Annotated in this window: 12 protein-coding genes; 5 read left to right on the top strand and 7 right to left on the bottom strand. The window is 59.5% G+C overall.

Translation table 11 applies throughout. The features are described 5' to 3' along the window. Window positions 1–10 precede the first annotated feature (10 nt). Entirely contained in the window at window positions 11–583 is a 573-nt protein-coding gene (locus tag ABEA58_RS00125; protein ID WP_345547660.1) for a hypothetical protein, read from the bottom strand. A 153-nt stretch (window positions 584–736) separates the two neighbouring features. Between ABEA58_RS00125 and ABEA58_RS00120 the strand changes: the two genes are divergently transcribed. Then, on the top strand, window positions 737–1,174 hold the full coding sequence (locus ABEA58_RS00120; RefSeq protein WP_345547658.1) for a universal stress protein: 438 nt from the start codon (window positions 737–739) through the stop codon (window positions 1,172–1,174). A 337-nt stretch (window positions 1,175–1,511) separates the two neighbouring features. Here ABEA58_RS00120 and abc-f read toward each other — a convergent pair whose 3' ends face one another. Further along, a complete protein-coding gene (abc-f, locus tag ABEA58_RS00115; RefSeq protein WP_345547656.1) occupies window positions 1,512–3,458 on the bottom strand; it encodes a ribosomal protection-like ABC-F family protein in 1,947 nt (648 codons plus the stop codon). Between the two features lie 161 nt (window positions 3,459–3,619). Between abc-f and ABEA58_RS00110 the strand changes: the two genes are divergently transcribed. Further along, window positions 3,620–5,596, top strand: a complete 1,977-nt coding sequence (locus ABEA58_RS00110; protein ID WP_345547654.1) for a transglycosylase SLT domain-containing protein — start codon at window positions 3,620–3,622, stop codon at window positions 5,594–5,596. 306 nt (window positions 5,597–5,902) lie between these two features. On the opposite strand, the gene ABEA58_RS00105 is transcribed toward ABEA58_RS00110, so the two are convergent. Together ABEA58_RS00105 and ABEA58_RS00100 are read right to left on the bottom strand one after the other, a co-directional pair. Further along, the gene (locus ABEA58_RS00105) at window positions 5,903–6,151 is read right to left on the bottom strand and encodes a glutaredoxin family protein (protein WP_345547652.1); all 249 of its coding nucleotides are present in this window, start codon (window positions 6,149–6,151) and stop codon (window positions 5,903–5,905) included. A gap of 4 nt (window positions 6,152–6,155) precedes the next feature. Then, window positions 6,156–7,040, bottom strand: coding sequence for an FHA domain-containing protein (locus ABEA58_RS00100; RefSeq protein WP_345547650.1), 885 nt, complete (start codon window positions 7,038–7,040; stop codon window positions 6,156–6,158). A 471-nt stretch (window positions 7,041–7,511) separates the two neighbouring features. On the opposite strand from ABEA58_RS00100, the gene ABEA58_RS00095 reads away from it, so the two are divergent. Further along, the gene (locus tag ABEA58_RS00095; RefSeq protein ID WP_345547648.1) at window positions 7,512–8,444 is read left to right on the top strand and encodes a PP2C family protein-serine/threonine phosphatase; all 933 of its coding nucleotides are present in this window, start codon (window positions 7,512–7,514) and stop codon (window positions 8,442–8,444) included. A 16-nt stretch (window positions 8,445–8,460) separates the two neighbouring features. Next, a complete protein-coding gene (locus ABEA58_RS00090) occupies window positions 8,461–10,884 on the top strand; it encodes a bifunctional serine/threonine-protein kinase/formylglycine-generating enzyme family protein (RefSeq protein ID WP_345547646.1) in 2,424 nt (807 codons plus the stop codon). A 496-nt stretch (window positions 10,885–11,380) separates the two neighbouring features. Here ABEA58_RS00090 and rlmKL read toward each other — a convergent pair whose 3' ends face one another. Next, complete coding sequence (gene rlmKL, locus ABEA58_RS00085; protein WP_345547644.1) at window positions 11,381–13,621, bottom strand: bifunctional 23S rRNA (guanine(2069)-N(7))-methyltransferase RlmK/23S rRNA (guanine(2445)-N(2))-methyltransferase RlmL; 2,241 nt, start codon at window positions 13,619–13,621, stop codon at window positions 11,381–11,383. Between the two features lie 452 nt (window positions 13,622–14,073). Between rlmKL and rmf the strand changes: the two genes are divergently transcribed. Next, window positions 14,074–14,325: a ribosome modulation factor gene (rmf, locus tag ABEA58_RS00080; protein ID WP_345547643.1), complete on the top strand. Its 252-nt coding sequence runs from the start codon at window positions 14,074–14,076 to the stop codon at window positions 14,323–14,325. Window positions 14,326–14,576: 251 nt separating this feature from the next. Here rmf and ABEA58_RS00075 read toward each other — a convergent pair whose 3' ends face one another. Together ABEA58_RS00075 and ABEA58_RS00070 are read right to left on the bottom strand one after the other, a co-directional pair. Continuing rightward, window positions 14,577–15,614 carry a quinone-dependent dihydroorotate dehydrogenase gene (locus ABEA58_RS00075; protein ID WP_345547641.1) on the bottom strand — a complete coding sequence of 346 codons (1,038 nt, stop codon included), beginning with the start codon at window positions 15,612–15,614 and terminating at the stop codon, window positions 14,577–14,579. A 73-nt stretch (window positions 15,615–15,687) separates the two neighbouring features. Then, a complete protein-coding gene (locus tag ABEA58_RS00070; RefSeq protein WP_345548041.1) occupies window positions 15,688–20,580 on the bottom strand; it encodes an NAD-glutamate dehydrogenase in 4,893 nt (1,630 codons plus the stop codon). Between the last annotated feature and the right edge of the window lie 222 nt (window positions 20,581–20,802).

The raw sequence follows: 20,802 nt of genomic DNA, 5'->3' as shown, positions 1-20,802 counted from the left end.
GAAGGGCCTCTCAACGGCTACCCCCATCATCATCTGCATCGCCATTATCTAAACCGCCATCTCCCCTGCCCACATTGGAGCGACCAGCGGGCTGGCGAATCGCCTCCTCTATCTCTGGCAGCAATCGCGTCAGCGACTGGCTAAGCGCCTCAAAGCCCCTGTCGCCGCTGCGCTCCTGCCACTGGACACCCAAGCCGCCGTTAGTACTTTGAACGCCACAGGCATCTTCGGGAAGCCGCTGCAGCAGGTCACGGATCAGTGGCCACGCGGCTTTTGGTGCGGGCTTGCCAACCCAGTCCCAACGATCGTAAAAATGCAGGTCGTGAGTCATGCGCTGCAACTCCAGATTCCACCCCACATCCAGCCTGCGCGGATCTTCCCAGCGGTTAAAGTAAACCGCCGCAGTCCCGCTACCCAGTACCGCAGGCAGGGGTTTCATCTTAACGGTCATGCCGGCCCGAATCGCGCGCTGCCGGAGCCCAGCCAGCTTGCGGTCGCGATCACTGGGCTTCATCCACATCACCGGCCCGACCACCAGGGCAACCGCGAAAACAATAATAAGAAGGGGGAGCCATGCCGACATGAGCGGATCCTTGCGCGAAGATTATGGCGCCCATTGTGCTTTGCGGTGCGCCGGTCCTGTCAATTGATTTTTTTTACAGTAGACTCATTGTGATCTTACCGGCCACTGTCAACGCGACAATAGAAATGACAACAGAAAAGGAGAAGCGTGCTCATGGCGAATTACAAGCGCATTCTGGTTGCCTTGGACCTTTCGGATGAATCCTCACAAGTGCTGGACAAGGCTGGGGAAATGGCAAAGGTATTCGGTGCCGAGCTGTCCCTCACGCACGTAATCGAACCCCTGACTTTTGCCTATGGCGGAGACATTCCGATGGACCTGTCCGAGGTGCAGGAGCAACTGCAGACACAGGCGAAAGAGCAGCTGGGCAAGGCGGGAGCGAAATTCGGCGTCCCCGAAGACCGCCAGCGCGTTGTGCTCGGCCAGCCGGCGGGCGAAATTCACCGGCTTGCAGAGGAGCTGAATTCCGACCTTGTTGTCATAGGCAGCCACGGCCGGCACGGCCTTGCGCTTTTGCTCGGTTCCACCGCCAACGGAGTGCTGCACGGCGCCGGCTGTGACGTACTGGCTGTCCGCGTACACTCAGACTGACGCCCGCACAGGAGCACTTCCGCGCACAGCGGCATACCCCCGGGCAGAAGGGAATCCGCCAGGAGGCCTGGGGGCGCCAGTAAAGTACTTGGCAAGCCAATGGGAAAATCGATGGGAGATGGGAGACCGGAGACGGGACAAGCCGCTTGGAAAATCTCCGATCATGCATCCGGGATCAGAGGTGGCACTTGGTCGACCCCTGGAAAGTTAGCGGGAACAGGCACCATAAGCTGCTAACTCAAGCCAGGCATAACTGAGAAGCGGCCCTGACCCGGCAATATTGCCGCGCTCACTATCTCAGTCGCTTTGGCAGGCTGAGGGAGGAGCAGGCGCGGGCTCAGGAATCGCTATCCAGCTCAGCCCAACGCTCGAAGGCTGCCTCCAGTTCGGCCTGCAGATCCGAAAGCTGCTTGAGCCTCGCCTCGACGGCTGCCGGGTCCTGTCCATAGAAGGTCGGTTGGCTCACCTCTGATTCAATCAGTGCAATCTCACCCTCCAGCGACTCGATTCTTGCCGGCAAGCTATCCAGTTCGCGCTGCAGCTTGTAGCTAAGCTTTTTCTTCTGTGCCGGCTTGGCGCCATCCTGTTCGCTCTCTACAGGCTGGCCTTTTAATTGCGCGCCAGAAGAAGACTGGTCGTCATCGCTCTTATTCGACGGAGCCTGGCCACCCTCCTCATCGGTGGAGAAACGACCACCCTGTCGCAGAAAATCGGCATAGCCACCGACATATTCGCGCACCACGCCATCCCCCTCAAACGCAAGGCATGAATCCACCACATTATCGAGAAAAGCGCGGTCATGGCTGACCAGCAACACCGTACCGGAGAAGTCCAGCAGCAGCTGTTCCAGCAACTCGAGTGTTTCCACATCGAGATCATTGGTTGGCTCGTCGAGAACCAGTATGTTCGCGGGCTGGCTGAACAGCTTTGCCAGTAGTGCCCGGTTGCGCTCGCCACCACTCAGCGCTCCCACCGGGGTCCTTGCCTTGACGCCGCTGAACAGGAAATCCGACAGATAAGACATAATATGACGGCTGCGCCCACCCACCGTCACGCTGTCGCGACCCTCAGCTATGTTATCCACCACCGTGAGCTCCGGGTTGAGCTGGTCCCGGCGCTGGTCGAAATAGGCAATCTGCTGTTTAGTGCCAAGTCGGATAGAGCCGGACTGCGGCTGCAGCTCCCCCAATAGCAAACGAATCAGCGTGCTCTTGCCAACGCCATTAGGGCCAATTAAGCCCACCTTGTCGCCACGCATCAGGGTATAGGAGAGATCGCGTATCAGGTACTTTGTGGCACTGCTGTTAACAGCACTGTTGCCGGCTTTATCACCAGCAGCCCCAAGGTAGGCGAAGGAGACATCCTTGAGCTCTGCCACCAGCTTACCCGAGCGTTCACCGGCGTCCAGCGCCATACGGGCTGTACCCTGGCGATTGCGCCGCGACTCGCGCTGGCGACGCAGGGACTCCAGCGCCCTTACCCGCCCCTCATTGCGGGTACGCCTGGCCTTGATGCCCTGTCGTATCCAGGCTTCTTCCTGGGCGAGCTTTTTGTCAAAAAGCGCTTCGTGGCGCGCTTCCTCTTCAAGCAGCTGCTCCTTTTCCTGCTGGTAGCGATCAAAGGGGCACTTGAAGACACGGAGGTGGCCGCGATCCAGATCCCAGACAGAGGTCGCCAGGCGCTGGGCCAGGGCCCGGTCGTGGGTGACAAAAAGCAAGGCGCCATTGAAGCTGGCCAGGAAGTTCTCGAGCCATTCAACCGCGGTGATGTCCAGGTGGTTGGTAGGCTCATCCAGAATAAGCAGATCCGGCTCGGTGACCAGTGCCCGCGCCAGTGCCGCGCGCCGCTGCCAACCGCCGGAAAGGTCGGCAACCAAAGCCGTTTCATCCAGGTCGAGGCGATCGATAATACTGTCGATACGCGGCATCAGCTCCCAGCCATGGGCAGCCTCAATGCGTTCCTGAGTGGCCTCATCAGGAACTTCACGATAGGCGGCCAGGTGCCGGCCAATCTCTCCGAGGCCGCCGGCCACATATTCATAAACGGTATCCCGGCAGTCAGAGGGCAGCTCCTGTTCCAGGGTGGCCAGACGAACGCCTGCAGCGCGGATGACCTCACCGTCATCGGCATCAATTTCCCCGCTGATAAGGCGCAGAAGGCTCGACTTGCCCTCACCATTTCGCCCTACAAGGCAGATACGGTCCCCTTTCTCCACCTTGGCAGAGACCCCTTCCGCCAGCACCTGAGTGCCATAGCGAAGCCCGACATTGTCTAACTGGAGCATAAAACACAACTACAATTCAGTTTGCCCGGAGCCCGCATTAGCGCCACTGTGCACGGCTGCATACGCGCTCCCGGTCACACGTAAAAGCGGAATTTTACGTAGTTTTGATCTCGCTGTATTGGTAAATTTGCTTTACGCGAGTTTTCAATCGGGTGACTTGTATGTCGATTGACGCAAAGGGATTCGCGCTGCTGTTAGCCCTGCTCCTCTTTTTGGGCCGGCCCGTCGGTGCCAGCGCCGCCGCGAGCCCAGGCACCGAAAACGCCATCGGCCAGCGCCAACAACTCCAAAGTGCCCGCCTTGCCATTGCGCAGGGGGACTCAAAAACGCTCGAACAGCTCAAGACGGAGCTGTCCGGCCACCCTTTATTGCCCTATCTAGACTACTGGGCGCTCAGCCAGAAACTCTCGTCACTGCCCTACAACGAGATCGACCAGTTCCTGCACAAATACCGCGAAACGGCCATTGGCGACTGGGTGCGAATCAAAGTGCTCCAGGAGCTGGGCAGCCGCCAAAGGTTCCGTGCTTTTCTGAAGTACTACGATGGGGAGAAAATCCATCGCGCCTCTCTGCAGTGCTATTACGCTGATGCCCTGTCCCGTCACGGAGACCAGACCGAGGCCAACCGCCTGACTGGAAAACTGTGGCTAGTTGGCCACTCACAGGCTGAAGAGTGCGACCCGGTTTTTGCCCGCTGGATTCGCGATGGCGGCCTTACCGACGATCTGGCCTGGCGGCGCCACATGCTCACCCTAGCGGCCGGCAATCTGGACCTGGCGCAATACATTTCGAGCAAGATGAGCAATGAACAGGCACAACTGGCGGCACTGGCCCGCTCGGTGCACCACTCGCCAGAGCAACTCCTGGAGCATCAACGCTTCCTCAAGGGCAAACCCGAATACCGGCAAATCGCCCTCCATGGCCTGCGCAGACTGGCGGCAGAGAGCGCCAGCAATGCGCTCGCAGCCTGGCATCACTATGACGCGGGCTACCTGTTTGAAGATTTCGAGCGCCAGTCTTTCCTGCGGGACGTGGCATTACAGTTCGCCCGGCGGAACAATCTGGCAGCACTTCAACAGCTGATTCAGGAGAGCGAAAACTTTTCCGACGAGCGCACCATCGAATGGTTGGCGCGACAGGCCCTGCGCGAACAAAACTGGGCACAGATGGAATTCTGGATCGACCAATTGCCGGAGAAGGCGCGCAATCACGAGCGCTGGCTCTACTGGCGCGCACGCATCCTTGAAGAGCGACACGGCCCCTCGCGCAACGAAGAGGCCGCAGGGCTTTACCGCCAAGCCGCACAGCAACGCAGCTACTATGGCTTCCTGGCCGCCGACACTCTGGGACAAAACTACAGCTTCGTCGACCGGCCCGCCCCCATCCCCCCCCTGGCGGTAGAAGAGATGGCCGCGCGCCCGGCGATGCTTAGAGCCCGCGAACTACAGGCTCTTGGCGAGCTATACCATGCACGCAGGGAGTGGGACTACGCCACCCGAGGCATGAGCCCCACGGAGCTGCTTGCCGCAGGGAGACTAGCCAGCAACTGGGGCTGGCATCACAAGTCCATCCGTTCCGTGCTTGCCGCGGACTACCTCGATGATTTGGAATTACGCTTCCCCCTCGCTTTCTCCGATATCGTCACCGATGTAAGCCAGCGGATAGGCAAAGAGTCCACACTGGACCCGTATCTCATTTACGCCGTGGCGCGTCAGGAGAGCCACTTCAGTCATGACGCCAAATCCGGCGCCGGCGCTCTTGGCCTGATGCAACTGCTGCCCTCCACCGCCCGCGCCACCGCCCGCCGCGCTGGCGTACCGTTCCGGCGCAACTGGGATCTACTGAGCCCAAGTACCAACATTGCACTGGGCGGTTTTTACCTCAGCACCCTGCTCAACCGCTTTGACAACAATCGCATTCTCGCCGCCGCAGCCTACAATGCTGGTCCCACCCGGGTTGCCCAGTGGCTCCGGGAAACGCGCCAGCAGCTGCCCTACGACATTTGGATCGAGACCATCCCCTACCGAGAAACTCGCCACTACGTGCAAAACGTGCTCGCCTACAGCGTGATCTACGCCTACCGAAGTGGGGCCAGCCTGCCGCTACTGCGGGAGAATGAGGCCGCCACCCGGCTGTGAAAACCGCAAGAAAAAACAAGGAAAAAGCCGGGCCAGTGGCCATTAACCACTAAGGGGCAGCGAGGGGTAAGTGAGGGGAAATGGTGGGACAAGTGAGAAAATGCGGGGGAAGTTCATACGGTATCAACGCTAGCGCCAGAGCCCAAAGATAAAAAGCGCCAGAAGGCCCGCACCCCAGGTCTCCATGGGCTCTGGATTAAGGCGACTGGGTTAAGGCGACAGGATTAAGGCGGTTGTGGCTTGAACCCAAGGCTGGCGTGAAGCGTCTCTGGCTTGATTCGGGTCCGAGTTCAGATCACAAACCCCTTAAAGGCGGGTGGAAACCCATTCCGCCAGCTGCGTACGGGTGAACGGCCAGGGGCAGGTATCTTCCGGATCACCGAGGCCAACCACAGGAATAGAACGGGAAAATCTTTCCATCAGCTCATCGTCCTCGGCGATGTCGACCTGCCTGAGCCGCAGGCCGAACATCTCCACCACCGGCCAGATCTCTGGCTTGGCCTTTTCGCACAGGGTGCAACCCAAGGTAGTGTAAAGAATCAGCTCAACCGCCATGTGCTCACAGGATGCCCTGCCAGCGAGCCCAGAAATAACCGGTAACCACCGCGGCCGCCGTCAACAGGCCCACCCAAAGCAATATCCCCTGGCCCCTTTCCGCAACCTCCGCGCCGTCGGCCATGCGCTGCCGCTCCCGGGTGGTATCAGTGGCAACGGGGGCACGTTCAGCAGCGGCAGCCGACCGGTCGCGGACCTTGGCCTCAACCTCCGAAGCTGCGGCACCGGCCCCTTGAGGCACAGTGAGAGCCGGTCTAATCGTGGTTTGATTCAGGTCGTCGGCCGGACCCACCACGCTGAAACTGAGGGTATCGAAACGCAGCTCGTCGCCGCGCCGCACCCGCGTCTCAATCACGCGCTTGTTGTTCAGATAGGTGCCATTGGCCGAGCCAAGGTCGGAAACGAACAGCAGCCCGTCACGGATGTCGAGCCTGGCGTGTCGCCGCGATAAATGGGAAAGAGAAAACGTGATATCACAGTCATCGGAGCGGCCGACAACCGTTGTCTCCCGCACCGGATAAACCTTGCCGGCGATCGCCGGGTGGTTGGCACGCAGAGCCCAGGCGACGGTGGCCGCAGAGCTCGAGGCCTTGAGGCGGGTCACCTTAGGATCGATGATCCCGAGGGTCCTGCTGCCAACGCTGACTTTGTCATTGAGCTTGAGCGGACAACTGCTGTCCACAGGCAGGCCGTTGACGGCAAGGACACCACTACCGGCAAGGTTGTTCAAAGTCAGCGCATCGCCTTCAACCAGTATTTCCGCCTGTAATTTAGCCACTGAGTCATCAGCAACAGTAAAGTCACAGCTGCCGGCGCGCCCAATGGTTACCCTGGGCGCCACCAGCCATACACTTTGACTGACGTCTTTGAGATCACAAAGTTTAAACATGGAAACATTGTCCTTGAACGGGCTGCCCAAGCATGGAACCCTCAATATTCACAAAACTGACAATACTCAGTAGCGCGCTGACCGCTGATAAGTGGGAAACAAGGCTGAAACCATGGCATAAATGCTCGGTTGCCAGCTTGTTCCGGTGCCAGACTGCCTCAGGAGCTCGCCTGATATTGCGCATTATTATTCTGAAAAACTATTTTATCACGCTAATTTTGGTTAACGTGTGACTCGGTTTGCAGGCTGCATAACCTGCTGACATTAGTATGCACAACTCAGTACAATCGCAACAGACCGACGGGAAATTGTGCCTCAGATCTGGCCATTCTGGCCACAAGGCCTGAAAACATAACCCTGCGGGAGCGCGGATAGTCGCATAGATAATCGCCTAAAGAGGCTGACGACTTTGCACTGGATTGCCCGTTGTGCCAACCGCATAAATCAGAATAAAAAGGTAGCTGCACCCCCGTGAGTGAAGCCAACGTACGCGAAAGATCGCGGCACAGAGGAAGCGTCCAGCGCGCCACTCCCCCCAGCCGGAGTGCGGGCGCCACCCACCCCGGCTATAAGCGCGAACAGAACGAGGATGCCCTCTGGTCTGATGAGGAGCGGGGGGTATGGGTTGTTGCAGATGGACTCGGAGGGCATCAGGCCGGCGAAATTGCCAGCATGACCGTGGTGGATGAGGTTCAGCGCTCCGCCGTCACCGACCAACACTATGAACGCGCCCTGCAGCGCGCCCACGCCCTCCTTCTCGGTGACGAACTCAACTCAGCCAATATGGGATCGACCGCCGTGGTGCTCGCTGAAGACGGTGCCTATTTTCATATTTACTGGGTCGGGGACAGTCGCGCCTATGCCTTCACACCCAACGAACATGGCGGCGGGCAGCTTAAACAGCTCACCATCGATCACTCCTACGTTCAGATGCTGGTGGACTCTGGTGCGATCAACAGCAAGGAAGCCGCCAGCCACCCGAACCGCCATGTCATCACACGCTGCATCGGTGGCAGCACAAATCCACAGCTGGAAATCGATCGCGTCTCGGCGCTCTGGCAGCCGGGGCAGCGCCTGCTGCTGTGTAGCGATGGGCTCAGCACCGAAGTAACCGCCGAGGAAATCTGCCGCATTCTGGCCGACAACCCCGACAACCGTCGCGCTGTGGACCTGCTGATTGCCGCCGCACTCGATGCCGGCGGCAAGGACAACATCACAGTACAGTTGATCGACGCCCCGCAGCAACAGCAAAGCGAACGAGCCTGGCCATTTACCCGCAGCTCTGCCCCCCGGGGCAGGTGGTCCCGCCTGTTGCCCGGCGGCACCCTGACAGTGGTGCTCAGTGCAGTTATCCTTCTGATCCTCTCCGTCTCGCTGGCCGCCTGGCTGGCCGGCTCACTCTGACTCGGGGAAGGATTCAATGGAAGTAGTCAGCAGCGGCAGTGCATCCCTGGCAATCCCCGGCTATCGCATCCTGAAAAAGATTAATCAGGGCGGCATGTCCACGGTTTACCTGGCCGTTCAGCGCAGTGTTGGGCGTCAGGTCGCCCTCAAGGTCATGTCGCCGGCCCTCAATGCTGATCCAATCTTCAGCGAACGCTTCCAGAGGGAAGCCAATATCGTCGGCCAGCTATCCCACCCCAATATTGTTGCCGTGCATGATATTGGGCGCTACCGCAGCCTCAACTATATCGCCATGGATTACATGGCCGGTGGTTCCGTCGCCGACAAACTGCAAAAGGGGCCCATGAACCCCATTGCCGCCCTGCGGGTGACCCGGCAGATTGCGCTGGCTCTGGATCACGCCCACCTCAAAGGCTATATCCACCGCGACCTGAAACCGGAAAACATTATTTTTCGCGAAGACGGCACCGCTGTCCTGACTGACTTCGGTGTTGCCCGGGCTCTCGCCCGCACCACGCGAATGACCAATACCGGCATGGTTGTGGGCACACCCCACTACATGAGCCCCGAACAGGCCCGCGGAGCGAGTATCGATGGTCGTGCGGACCTCTACAGCCTCGGGATCGTGTTTTATGAAATGCTCACGAGCACCGTCCCTTTTCAGGCCGATGAAGCTGTGGCCATCGCCATTAAGCATCTGAACGACCCGATCCCGAAGCTGCCCCCACGCTACTCCCTGTTTCAGAGGTTGATAAACCGGCTGCTGGCCAAGGACCCCGCCAAACGTTTTCAGCGTGGGCAGGAAGTGGTGGATGCCATCGATCAGCTGCTGGCCGCCCTTGCCGGTAAACGCACCTCCTCGCAGGCGGCCAAACCCAGCACTCCGTCTGTGGGCGCGTCCAGCTTGATGCGAGCCCTGCTGATGGCCCTGTGGGGTAGTTTTTTGGACAAATGGGCAACGAGTTGGGCTCAGCTGCGCGACAAACCCCTGGAGCGCTCTCACTCGCGAACGCAACAAGACACCATCATGCGCATCCAGCATGTGATTGAGCGGGCCCCACAGCGTAAACGCCGCCAATGGCTGGCCACTGGTGTGGCGCTGAGCTTGCTCATGCTTTCGGCTGTACTCTACGGGCTCACCAGTTCCGGCTTTACTTGGCAGTGGCCGCAAATCACTGGAGCAGCCTCCCAGGCTGACGTAACAGGCAAAAGTTCCGAGACAACAGCTGTCCCCTTCGCTTCCCAGCGTAATGGCAATAACAACGCCCAAATGGCAACGCCGGGGGCTGATTTTGCGGCTTTAGGCACACCCCCGGCCAAAGGCGCAAGTGGCGAAAACCAGCTTCCGGACCAAGTGTCACGCTTAGCGGGCACAGCAGACGAACCAGACCTTGCTGCGGGGCAACTTTTGACGGCTGTAACCGCCAATGCCTCGGGTGCAACTACGGCTCAAGGGCAGGCCAACGCCACAGAGGAAGAGCCAACACCACAGCTGCCCAGGTTAAGCGTGAAGACCCAACCCAGCAGTGCCCGGGTGCGCATCATGAATATTGCCCCCCGATACCGCGATGGCATGACCCTTGAACCCGGCAGATATGATGTGGAGGTCAGCAAGCCCGGCTATCGTAGCTATCGGCGCTGGATCACGCTCTCCGACAGTGATGTGACGCTGCAGGTTACATTGAAACGCGGTTATGCCCCCGGCACCACCCTGCGCAGCCGCCTCGCTGACGGAGGACGCGGGCCGGAAATGGTCGTGGTGAAGTCGGGCCGCTATGTCATGGGCAACAATAAGCGACCCTCAGCAAGCCCGGAACAGCAAATCCGGATTGCAGAGCCATTTGCCATTTCAAGCCACGAAATCACCTTCGACCAATACGACCGCTTTGCGGAGGCCACTGGCGCCGCCCTGCCCGGTGACAGCGGCTGGGGCCGTGGCGATCGCCCGGTCATTAATGTGAACTGGGAAGATGCCCGCGCATACGCGCGCTGGCTCTCCAGCCAGACCGGCAAAAGCTACCGACTGCCCAGCGAGGCCGAGTGGGAATATGCGGCCCGCGCCGGATTGTCCGCGCCTTTCTGGTGGGGCAATGAGGAGGCGGCTGGCAAGGCAAACTGCCGCCGCGGTTGCGACAGCGAGTTTGTCACGCTGTTTACTGCCCGCAGCGCACCCGTCGGCAGCTTCCCCGCCAACGGTTTCGGCCTGCACGACACCGCAGGCAATGTCGCCGAATGGGTAGAGGACTGCCACCAGGGAGACCACAGCCGAGCTCGTCGCGACGGCGGACCGGTACTGATGAGCAACTGCAACCTGCGGGTCGTCAAAGGTGGTTCCATGCGGGATCGACTGAGCAATGTAAGTGCGGATTTCCGCAAGGGACTCAGCCAGAAGACACTGTCCACAGATATCGGCTTCCGTGTCGTGATGGAGCTGGACTGAGTTTATTGCCGCGGCAAGGTGAGCCCTGCAACAAGGAGGGTTCGGTTAAACAGCGCCGTATTAAAGAGTGCTGTGTTTGAGGGTGCTGTTCTGGAGAGTGCCGCGCTGGAGGGGCCGCGCTAAAGGCAGTCGTGTCAAGGGAAGTCGTGTTAAAAAGCATCAGCGTGGACGCTGTCACTGGAGTAGCAATGAGCACTCCCCCAACACGACAAGCGGGCGGCAACCCCTTTGAGTGAGATTGCCGCGTCCATTCGGGTCAACTCCCGGTTTCAACTCTTGGTTTATATTTCCGGTTGCTATTTACCGTTCCTATTTACCGCCCCCAGTTTCCAGTTCCCAGTTCCCAGTTCCCAGTTCCCAGTTCCCAGTTCCCAGTTCCCAGTTCCCAGTTACTATCCCCTGTTGCTTGCCCCAGTTTCTATAGCCAATACCCTATTGCTGGCCGATAGCTTCACCAGCCATCGACAGGGTCGCTCTACAACACCCAGCCCCGACTTCACTCTTTAGCTTCGATCCGCCATACATTGTGAATTTTCGGATTGCGGTGAAAATCCCGGTCCAGTAATTCCCCGGAAAGATTCTGTACCTGGAAAGCCTCGAGGACAGCCGCGTCCATTTTGAATGTTCGCAGGTTGTTGGAGAAAACCAGAGCCCCGCCCGGAGCTAGCAGTACCATACACTGCCTGATCAAATCCGCATGATCCCGCTGAATATCCAGCACACCGTGCATTTTGGCCGAATTGGAAAAGCTCGGCGGATCGAGGAAAATCAGATCGTAATGGCTGCGGCGATTCTGCTGTGCAGAGGTCAGCCACTGCAGGCAGTCGGCCTCCACCAACTGGTGGCTATAGGCATCCAGCCCATTGCGGCGAAAGTTGCGCGCAGCCCAGGCCTGGTAGGTTTTTGACATATCCACACTGGTGCTTTGCGTCGCGCCCCCTAAGGCCGCCTGTACTGTCGCCGTCGCGGTATAGCAAAACAGGTTGAGGAATTTCTTGCCATTTGCCAGCTTGTGCAGATATTTCCGCACTGGACGGTGGTCAAGAAAAACCCCGGTGTCGAGGTAGGTCCAGAGGTCAACCTCCAGCTCCGCAGCGTACTCTCTGACCCAGAAGCTGCGTTCGCCCCTGGCATCGCCCCGCTTCTGATATTGGCTCGGCTTGTTGCCACCGGCCTTATGGCTCAGGCGTCGGCGCTCCTTGATACTGACATTTGCCATAGGAACTTCTAGCACTGCGCACACCGCGCGCACCAGATCCCGCAGGCGACCCCGGGCCTTGTTTTCATCGATTTTGGCCGGCGGCCGATATTCCTGCACGTGGGCAAAAACGCTTCCTTCTAAGCTTCCTGCTAAGCTCCCTTCAACGCTCCCTTCCACAGAGCGATAAATATCCACGGCTGCGGCGTATTCCGGCAAATCGGCGTCGTAAAGCCTATAACAGGTAATGTCATTTCTAGCAGCCCACTTGCCGGTGGTGCGCAGGTTCTTGCGCAAGCGGTTTGCCACCATCTGCGCCTCTTCAGAGAGCGCGCGGGGCTCCCTGCCCGCCCCCTCATCGCCCTGCTCCCGCACCCGGAATAGCAGTAACTGGCTGGGAATACTGCCATTGAACAGCTGGTACTGTTTATGTGAGCGCAGCCCGGTGGAAAAGCCAAGCTCCGGGTTGCCGGTGAAAATCCCCACCAGCCAACCGGGAAATTCCTGCTTGAGCTGCCGCCCCAACTCCGCGTAAGTCTCGCGCAGCGCCTCCTGCTCACCAAGTCGCTCACCATATGGCGGGTTGGTCAGCACCAAACCACGCTCCACCGGACGGTGGCTGGGAATCTTAAAAGCGGCCACCGGCCGGCAGCTGACGCGAACATGCTTCTCCAGGCCGGCGCGACGGATATTGGCCTCTGCAGCAAACAGCACCTTGGCATCCCCATCGTACCCGCGAATCTCCGGCAGCTGTCGTGCCAGGCCTGCGGCGCGGCGCTCCAGCGCCTCCTCCCTCAACTCCAGCCAGATATCGTTCTGATGATTGAGCCAGCGTTCAAAGCCAAAACTCTCCCGCAACAGGCCCGGTGCGCAGTCCGCAGCCATCAGGGCACCCTCGATCAGAATCGTGCCGGATCCACACATCGGATCCAGCAATGCGCCACCCTCAGCGGCGATCTCCGGCCAGCCGCAGCGCAGCAGCAGCGCGGCGGCAAGATTCTCCTTGAGTGGCGCTGCGCCGATATGGGTGCGATACCCACGGCGGTGCAGGCTCTCGCCACTGAGGTCGATGGAGACATCGAGTTGATCGCGGTGAAGGCGCAGGACCACCGACAGATCCGGGTTGTCACGCTCAACCAGCGGGCGAGTTCCGGACTGTTGCCGCAACCGGTCGACAATGGCATCTTTGGCTTTCTGGGCGCCAAACTGGCTGTTGCGGATCTCCCGATTAGTACCGGAAAACTGCACCCAGAGCTTGCCGCTGGGGCTGATATGCGCCTCCCAGGGCAGCGCCGCCACAACCCTGTAGAGATCTTCGGCATCTGCGATTTTCTCGTGGGCCAGGCGCAACAGAATCCGGTTCGCCAGCCGGCTCCACAGGCAGGCTCGGTAGGCCACGGCCAGGGTGCCGCTAAAGTGAATCGCGGCCGGCTGTTCACGGGTAACAACCCCACCAAGTTCACCCAACTCCTGGGCCAGCAGAGGTTCCAGCCCCTTCGGGCAGGTAGCAGTGAAGTCCAGCTGCTGGCTTTCGGTCATTTCGCAGTTTCTCAAGGTTTTCTCACTTACAGTGGCAGTGGCCGAAATTTCGGTGATTCGGTCACCGGTCTATACAGTTTGTTTCTATAAAAGGTCAGTCTCAGACCAAAGCGATCGTTCACACCCTTGCCGGTGTCTGCTCTACTGATTAAATCAGCCCAGTCCGCCGCAACCGCATCGGCATAGGTGGCGATACGACAGTCTCTCCGCTCAGGTTTTCCGATCGCCGTGCAGCCACCATATGCTATGAACTGGGGCGGCAGTTAAGGCGACCAGACCCTTCACCAAGCTCCAAGTCCAGGTTAGAGTCCAAGTTAGAACCCAGGATAGAGCCCAAACTAGAGAAGACACTCAACCACCTGAGGGGTGGGAGACACCTTTCCTCTCCGCCCGCACAGACAACCAGCTCACAAAACCACAAAGCCATCCGGCTTCAGCGAGGTGCCCATTCGATGAAACGCCAAAAACGCAACCAGTGGGAGAGAGCCTTTTGCAAAGGTTATCAGGCCGCGTCAGAAAACAAAGCTCAGAACCTCTGTCCTTACGTGGATGGACCTCTCCACCAGGAGTGGATGAATGGCTGGCGCGAAGGGCGTGAGGACTACTGGAACGGATTTAAGGCGTCTGCCAAGGCACAGAAACTGGAAAGCTATCGCACTTTTTCCGCAGAGAACCATCATCCCGATGGGTGGCGCACGGTCTAGCCACCCCCGGGTCACCTTATGGCCGGCACATTGCCGGCCTATGTTTGTCTTGCGGTTCGCGGTTCGCGGTTCGCGGTTCGCGGTTCGCGGTTCGCGGTTCGCGATACGATGATGAACCTCCGGGCAGTGCACCCTCCTGCTCTCAGCCGGGTACGCCCCCGAAAGCAGCTGCTCCTTTCACACTACTGTTTCAGCTTCAGCGTCAACTGGAGTGACGTACATCGCCAAGCACCCCCGGAATATTCCGGAACTCAGCTTTCCGCCTTCTCACGACGTGCAAGGGCAATGGCGTCTGCGGCTTCGCGGACCAGTTCCGGGCCCCGATAGATCAGACCGGTATAAATCTGTACCGCTGTCGCACCGGCACGAACTTTCTCCGCGGCGCTTTCCCCGTCGGTAATCCCACCGACACCGATGATGGGCAAGGCACCGTCAAGCGCCTGCGCCAACTGGCGGATAACCCAGGTGGACTTTTCCCGCAGTGGCTTGCCACTGAGGCCACCCTGCTCGTCGCCGTGGGGGAGTTTTTCTACCGCCGACTTGTCGATGGTGGTATTGGTGGCGATCACGCCATCGATCTCATAGCTGCGCAGCGCCTGTGCGACCTGGGCGATGGCCTCCGCATCCATATCCGGAGCGATTTTCACAGCCAGCGGAACATAGCGCTCACTGGAGGCGGCAAGTTGCCGCTGCTTTTCTTTGAGCCTTTCCAGCAGGCGATTTAGGCTGTCACCAAATTGCAGATCCCGCAGGCCTTTGGTGTTCGGCGAGGAGACATTGGCGGTAATGTAATCCGCGTAGGGGTAAACCTTCTCCATGCAGAGGCAGTAATCGTCCGCGGCTTTTTCTGCCGGCGTATCGAAATTCTTACCGACATTAATGCCGAGCACACCGCCGTAACGGCGACGACGCACCCGGTTTACCAGGTAGTCGACACCCTCGTTGTTAAAACCCATGCGGTTGATGATGGCCTGCGCTTCTTCCAGGCGGAAAAGCCGCGGTAACGGATTGCCAGGCTGTGGCCGCGGGGTGACCGTTCCCACCTCGACAAAACCGAAGCCCAGAGCACCCAGGCCGTTAAAGGCCTGGGCATTCTTGTCCAGCCCCGCGGCGAGCCCCACCGGATTCGGCAGCGTCAGCCCCATCAGCTCCACCGGGTCATCGGCCACTGGCTTTGTCAGCAGAGACATCAGCCCCAGTCGCTCCGCAGCGCCAATGCCATCGATCGTCAGGTGGTGGGCACGCTCCGGGTCGAGCGCAAAAAGGGCTTTTCGCAGGGTCGAATACATGGTGTTCCTTTATCTTTCACTCTCGCAGTCTTTCACTCGCACAGAGTCTCCGGCCCGCAGGCCGGAAATCACATCAGGATTCCGCCAGAGACTGCAGGTCCGCCGTGGCGTTGGCCAGATACATCAGTTCCCGCAGCGCCACGGTGAACATGGCGAAATCGCTGGTGGACGAAGCCTTGATTTCAGCAAGAACCCCATTCCAGCGCTGCAGAGCGGGCGCCATGATAACGCTCCAGCCCTCCATTGCGCCATCGGCATCCAACCCCGACTCCGCCGAAAGGCGCAGTATATTGACGGCGAGACTGGCCAGTTGGGCATCCAGGTCGTCCATGCTGGTCTCCCGGGCCTGCGCCTGCCAGAAACTCTCCACCGGCAGATCGATGATCTGGAAACCAAACCAGGACAGGTCCAGTAAATCCGCAAGCCCAAAGTAGACCCGAGCCACCTCCTCTACCGGTCGCTCACTGGCGCGGGCGGACTCGGAAACCCCCAGGGCGGAGAACAGGTAGGTCGGAGACGCCGCCAGCAGCGCCAGCTCTTCCGGGACATTGGCTTCCAGCAGGTTGCGATAGCGCCTTTCCCAGTCGCGGCGGGGTTCACCACAGAGCACATCGGGCAGCGCCTTGATCACTCGCTGCACCGACGCGCCAAACTGCTCCTGCTCGCGGGCGGGGTCCAGATCCAGTCGACGGTTGCGGATAAACCAGCGGGTCGCGCGGCGCACCCTGCCGATCATGCCGTTTAACAGTTCGATCTGCAGTTGCGCCGGCACCTTGTAGTCCAGTGCCGCCACCTGGTCCTGGAACAACGGCATGCGGTAGACCTCACGGGCACTGATATAGGCGGCGGCTACCGCGTTGATATCCGCACCGGTGGCGCCGCTGATACGATTGTAAAAAGTGATCCCCATGCTGTTGACCATCTCATTGGCCACCTGTGTGGCCACGATCTGCCGTCGCAGGGGATGGTCATAGACCAGCTCCTGATAGCGGGCCACCAGCTCCGGGGGAAAGGCCGACTCCACCGCCTCCTGCACCCGGGGGTTGTCAGTGATCTCCGCGTTCAGCAGTTCCTCTTTCAGCTTCACTTTCACATAGGAGATCAGCACCGAGAGTTCCGGTCGGGTCAGGTATTGTCCGCGATTCAGTCGCTCGGTGATCTGCTCGTTATCGGGAATAAACTCCAGTGAACGGCGCAGGCGGCCTTCCGACTCCAGCGTGTTGATGGTGCGGCGGTACTCGTCGATGCGCTCGGCCACCTGATGCTCGGCCACGCTCAGGGCCTGAGTCTGGTTGTAGTTGTTGTCCAGCACCAGCTCGGCGACGGAATCGGTCATGTCCTCCAGTAACTCGTTGCGCTGCTTGCCCGTCAGGTCGCCATTGGCCACCACCTTGTCGAGCAGAATCTTGATATTCACCTCGTGGTCCGAGCAGTCCACGCCGCCGGCATTGTCGATAAAGTCCGTATTGCAGCGCCCGCCGTGCAGTGCAAACTCGATGCGGCCTCGCTGGGTCATACCGAGATTGCCGCCCTCGCCGAACACCTTGGCGCACAACTCGGAACCATTGACCCGCAACTGATCGTTGGACTTGTCCCCCACTTCAGCATGGGATTCACTGGCGGCCTTCACATAGGTGCCGATACCGCCATTCCAGATCAAGTCCACCGGCGCCCGCAGCATGGCGCTGATGAGTTCGTTGGGGTTCAGCTGGTCCGCCTCAATCGCAAACGCCGCTTTCATTTCCGGGGTAATGGGAATCGACTTGGCGCGCCGTTCGAAGATGCCACCGCCTCTGGATATCAGCTTGCGGTCATAGTCCTCCCAGCTTGAACGGGGCAATTCAAACAGGCGCTTGCGCTCCGCGAAGCTGGCTGCTGAGTCCGGGGTCGGGTCCACAAAGATATGCAGGTGGTTGAAAGCGCCCTTCAGGCAGATGTGTTCCGACAACAACATGCCGTTACCGAAGACATCGCCAGCCATATCGCCGATACCGACCACCGAGAACGGCTCTTCCTGTACATTCACGCCCATCTCACGGAAGTGACGCTGTACCGACACCCAGGCGCCGCGGGCGGTGATACCCATTTTCTTGTGGTCGTAACCCTGACTGCCGCCGGAGGCAAAGGCGTCGCCGAGCCAAAAGTCATACTCGGCCGCAATACCATTGGCGATATCCGAGAAAGCCGCCGTACCCTTGTCCGCCGCCACCACCAGGTAGGGATCGTCCTCGTCCCGGCGCACCACCTGCTCCGGCGGCACCACCTCGCCCTCTTTCAGGTTATCGGTAATATCCAGCAGGCCGCGGATAAAGGTGCGGTAGCAGGCGATGCCCGCCTCCAGCATGGCGTCGCGGCTGCCGTCACTGGGCGGCTGGCGCACCACGAAACCACCCTTGGCGCCACTGGGCACAATCACCGCGTTTTTGACGTTCTGCGCCTTGACCAAACCCAGGATTTCGGTACGGAAATCCTCCAGCCGATCGGACCAGCGCAGGCCCCCGCGGGCCACCTTGCCACCGCGCAGGTGCACCCCTTCGACCGAGGGTGAGTAGACGAAGATCTCGAATTCCGGGCGCGGTTCCGGAATGTTGGGAATATCCCGCGGGCTGAATTTGATCGAGATGTAGTCTTTCGGCTCGCCGTCGGCACCGTTCTGGAAGAAATTGGTGCGCAGGGTCGCCAGTATCAGTTCCAGGTAGCGCCGAATCACCTGGTCTTCGTTCAGGTTGTCGACGCTGTCGAGACCTTCATGGATCTTTTTGATCAGGCGCTCTACGCGGGTCTGATCCTGCTTTCTGCTGGTCTTGTTGCCGGTATTGATGCGCGGGTCAAACATCGCCCGGAACAGCGCCACCAGATTGCGGGTGATTTCCACATGGTTGGCAAGGGTCGCGGCGATATAGGGCTGGCTGGCGCTAAACTTTGTCTGTTTCAGATAGCGGGCATAGGCGCGCAGCATGGAGACTTCGCGCCAGCTGAGGCGCGCCGCCAGCACCAGGCGGTTGAAGGCATCACTCTCGGCCACACCGCTCCAGATGGCCGCGAAAGCGTCCTGGAACATCCCGCGGGAAGCCTGTGCATCCACGCGGGTCGGCAGACCAAACTCCAGATCAAACTCGTGCATCCACACATCCGTGGAAGCTTTCGGGCGAATGGTGTAGGGAAACTCGCCGATCACCCGCAGGCCCAGATGCTCCAACACCGGAATCACATCGGACAGGGTGAGACCGCAGCCCCAGTTGAACACCTTGAATCGCAGGCTACCGGGCGCGGCGCCAACCGGTTGGTAAAAGCTCATCGCCACACGATGATCGGCGGTGAGTTCCCGCACGGCACCGACATCCTGCACGGCGATGCGCGGTTCGAAGTCTTCGCGGTAACCCGCCGGGAAAGCGTGTCCGAAAATATTGAAGAGCCTGTTGCCCTCCTCCTCACCGTGGCTTTCGATCAGCGACTGCTGAAATACGTCTTCCCAGGAGCGGGTAATATCCACGATCTGCGCCTCCAGTCGCGCGACATCGATATCCACGGCCTCACTCGGATCGACACGAAACACAAAGTGAACCCGGGCGAGGATGGACTCGGAAAAATAAGTGGTGAAATCGGATTCCCTGGCGTTGATGGCCTTGGCGATGTGCTCGCAGATCACTTCGCGCACATCACTGTTGAACTGCTCGCGGGGCACATAGACCGTGGCGGTAACAAACTTGCCAAATGGGTCGCGACGCATAAACAGCCGCAGGTGCGCGCGCTCGTTCAGGCTCAGCACACCCATCACCGTGTGAAACAGCTCCTGGGTACTGCTTTGGAACAACTCGTCCCGCGGGAAGGTATCGAGTATGCGCCTCAGGCCCTTGCCATCATGGCTGTGGGGCGAAAGGCCGCTGGATTCGATCACAGAGGCCATCTTGCGGCGGATAATCGGAATTTTGGCCGGGCTCTCGGTATACACCGGCGAGGTGTAGAGGCCCATAAAGGCAGATTCTCCGATGACTTCACCGCGGGAATCGTAGCGTTTGATGGTCACATAGTCGGAATAAGCGGCGCGGTGCACCCGCGACTTTACCGAGGATTTGGCAAAGGTGAGGTAGTTGGGCCCCAAATAAAACCGCTGCTTGCCCTCATTGAAGGCCCCTTCCGGCGTGGGCTCGGCGGTTTCCTGCAGCTTCTTGAAGATACCCAGGCGTCGCTCTTCCACCTCGCGCAGCATGCGCTTGTCGCCATCCTCCGTGAATTCGTACTCGCGGTAACCGAGGAAAGTGAAATTGCCGTCGCGCATCCACTGCATAAACGCGCAGGCTTCCTGCAGGTTGGCGTCCCCGGCATCGATACCGGCACGCAGCTGGTCTTCCATACCGCTGCAGGTATCCAGCATTGGCACATAGTCATCGACCACCAGCTCCACATCGCCAAGCACATCGCGCAGCGCCGCCCCGAGATCGGTCGCATTGTCTGCAGAGGTGTCGCGGTTGATCTCGATGTAAATCAGCGCCTCGGAGCTCGCGCCGGGCTGCGGCTCCTCACCGGAGTGGAGGGCTGACAACAGCTCCGTCAGATGCCCCTTCTCGTCCCGGCGCAGCTGCATCACCGTGCTCTTGATCGAGTGAATCACCGTATCGCGCCGGTTGATTTCGATACGCGCCGAATCCACCAGAAACGGCATATCCCGCTGCAGAATCGCCACCACGGTATGGGAGCACTCCCATCCGTCATCTTCAAGACGGGGGTTCAACACCCGCACTTTTGGCAGGCCCTGGGTACGCTGCTGGATAAAGTCCCACCAGGTGTAGATACAGCCATACACATCCACCAGCCGCCGCCCCACCAGGTCCTCGAGCGGATACTGGTGCAGGAACTGCGCCGCGAAGGCTTCCACCGGTCCGGCCTTGTCGCCAAGCCGCTTGCGGATCAAGCCGCTCACCTGTGCGAGCAACTCTTCGCGGTCATCGGTAATCACCGTCTCCATACTCACAGCGAACCTCCCAGACTCACTTTGTCGTGCCGCAGAAGCATCAGCACGTTATTTCTCCCTCGCCTGTCGCTTAGGCACAGGCTTGAAATTCATTTCACCGCTACCACTTTGCACTATGGGAACCAAGGGCCGACCCTGTGGTCAAGAGTTGGCAGCTGTTGTCTAAACGACAAGTGCCGCTAAAATCATCACGGCTAGCCCGGTTGGCGGCAACTA

It is taken from the genome of Microbulbifer aestuariivivens, from assembly GCF_039545115.1.
In the GTDB taxonomy this organism is placed as follows: Bacteria; Pseudomonadota; Gammaproteobacteria; order Pseudomonadales; family Cellvibrionaceae; genus Microbulbifer; species Microbulbifer aestuariivivens.
This window is presented reverse-complemented; position numbering and strand designations above follow the sequence as displayed.

Coding starts and splice junctions, on each gene's coding strand:
- ABEA58_RS00125 (WP_345547660.1), bottom strand. CDS start 583: ATGTCGGCATGGCTCCCCCTTCTTATTATTGTTTTCGCGGTTGCCCTG.
- ABEA58_RS00120 (WP_345547658.1), top strand. CDS start 737: ATGGCGAATTACAAGCGCATTCTGGTTGCCTTGGACCTTTCGGATGAA.
- abc-f (WP_345547656.1), bottom strand. CDS start 3,458: ATGCTCCAGTTAGACAATGTCGGGCTTCGCTATGGCACTCAGGTGCTG.
- ABEA58_RS00110 (WP_345547654.1), top strand. CDS start 3,620: ATGTCGATTGACGCAAAGGGATTCGCGCTGCTGTTAGCCCTGCTCCTC.
- ABEA58_RS00105 (WP_345547652.1), bottom strand. CDS start 6,151: ATGGCGGTTGAGCTGATTCTTTACACTACCTTGGGTTGCACCCTGTGC.
- ABEA58_RS00100 (WP_345547650.1), bottom strand. CDS start 7,040: ATGTTTAAACTTTGTGATCTCAAAGACGTCAGTCAAAGTGTATGGCTG.
- ABEA58_RS00090 (WP_345547646.1), top strand. CDS start 8,461: ATGGAAGTAGTCAGCAGCGGCAGTGCATCCCTGGCAATCCCCGGCTAT.
- rlmKL (WP_345547644.1), bottom strand. CDS start 13,621: ATGACCGAAAGCCAGCAGCTGGACTTCACTGCTACCTGCCCGAAGGGG.
- rmf (WP_345547643.1), top strand. CDS start 14,074: ATGAAACGCCAAAAACGCAACCAGTGGGAGAGAGCCTTTTGCAAAGGT.
- ABEA58_RS00075 (WP_345547641.1), bottom strand. CDS start 15,614: ATGTATTCGACCCTGCGAAAAGCCCTTTTTGCGCTCGACCCGGAGCGT.
- ABEA58_RS00070 (WP_345548041.1), bottom strand. CDS start 20,580: ATGGAGACGGTGATTACCGATGACCGCGAAGAGTTGCTCGCACAGGTG.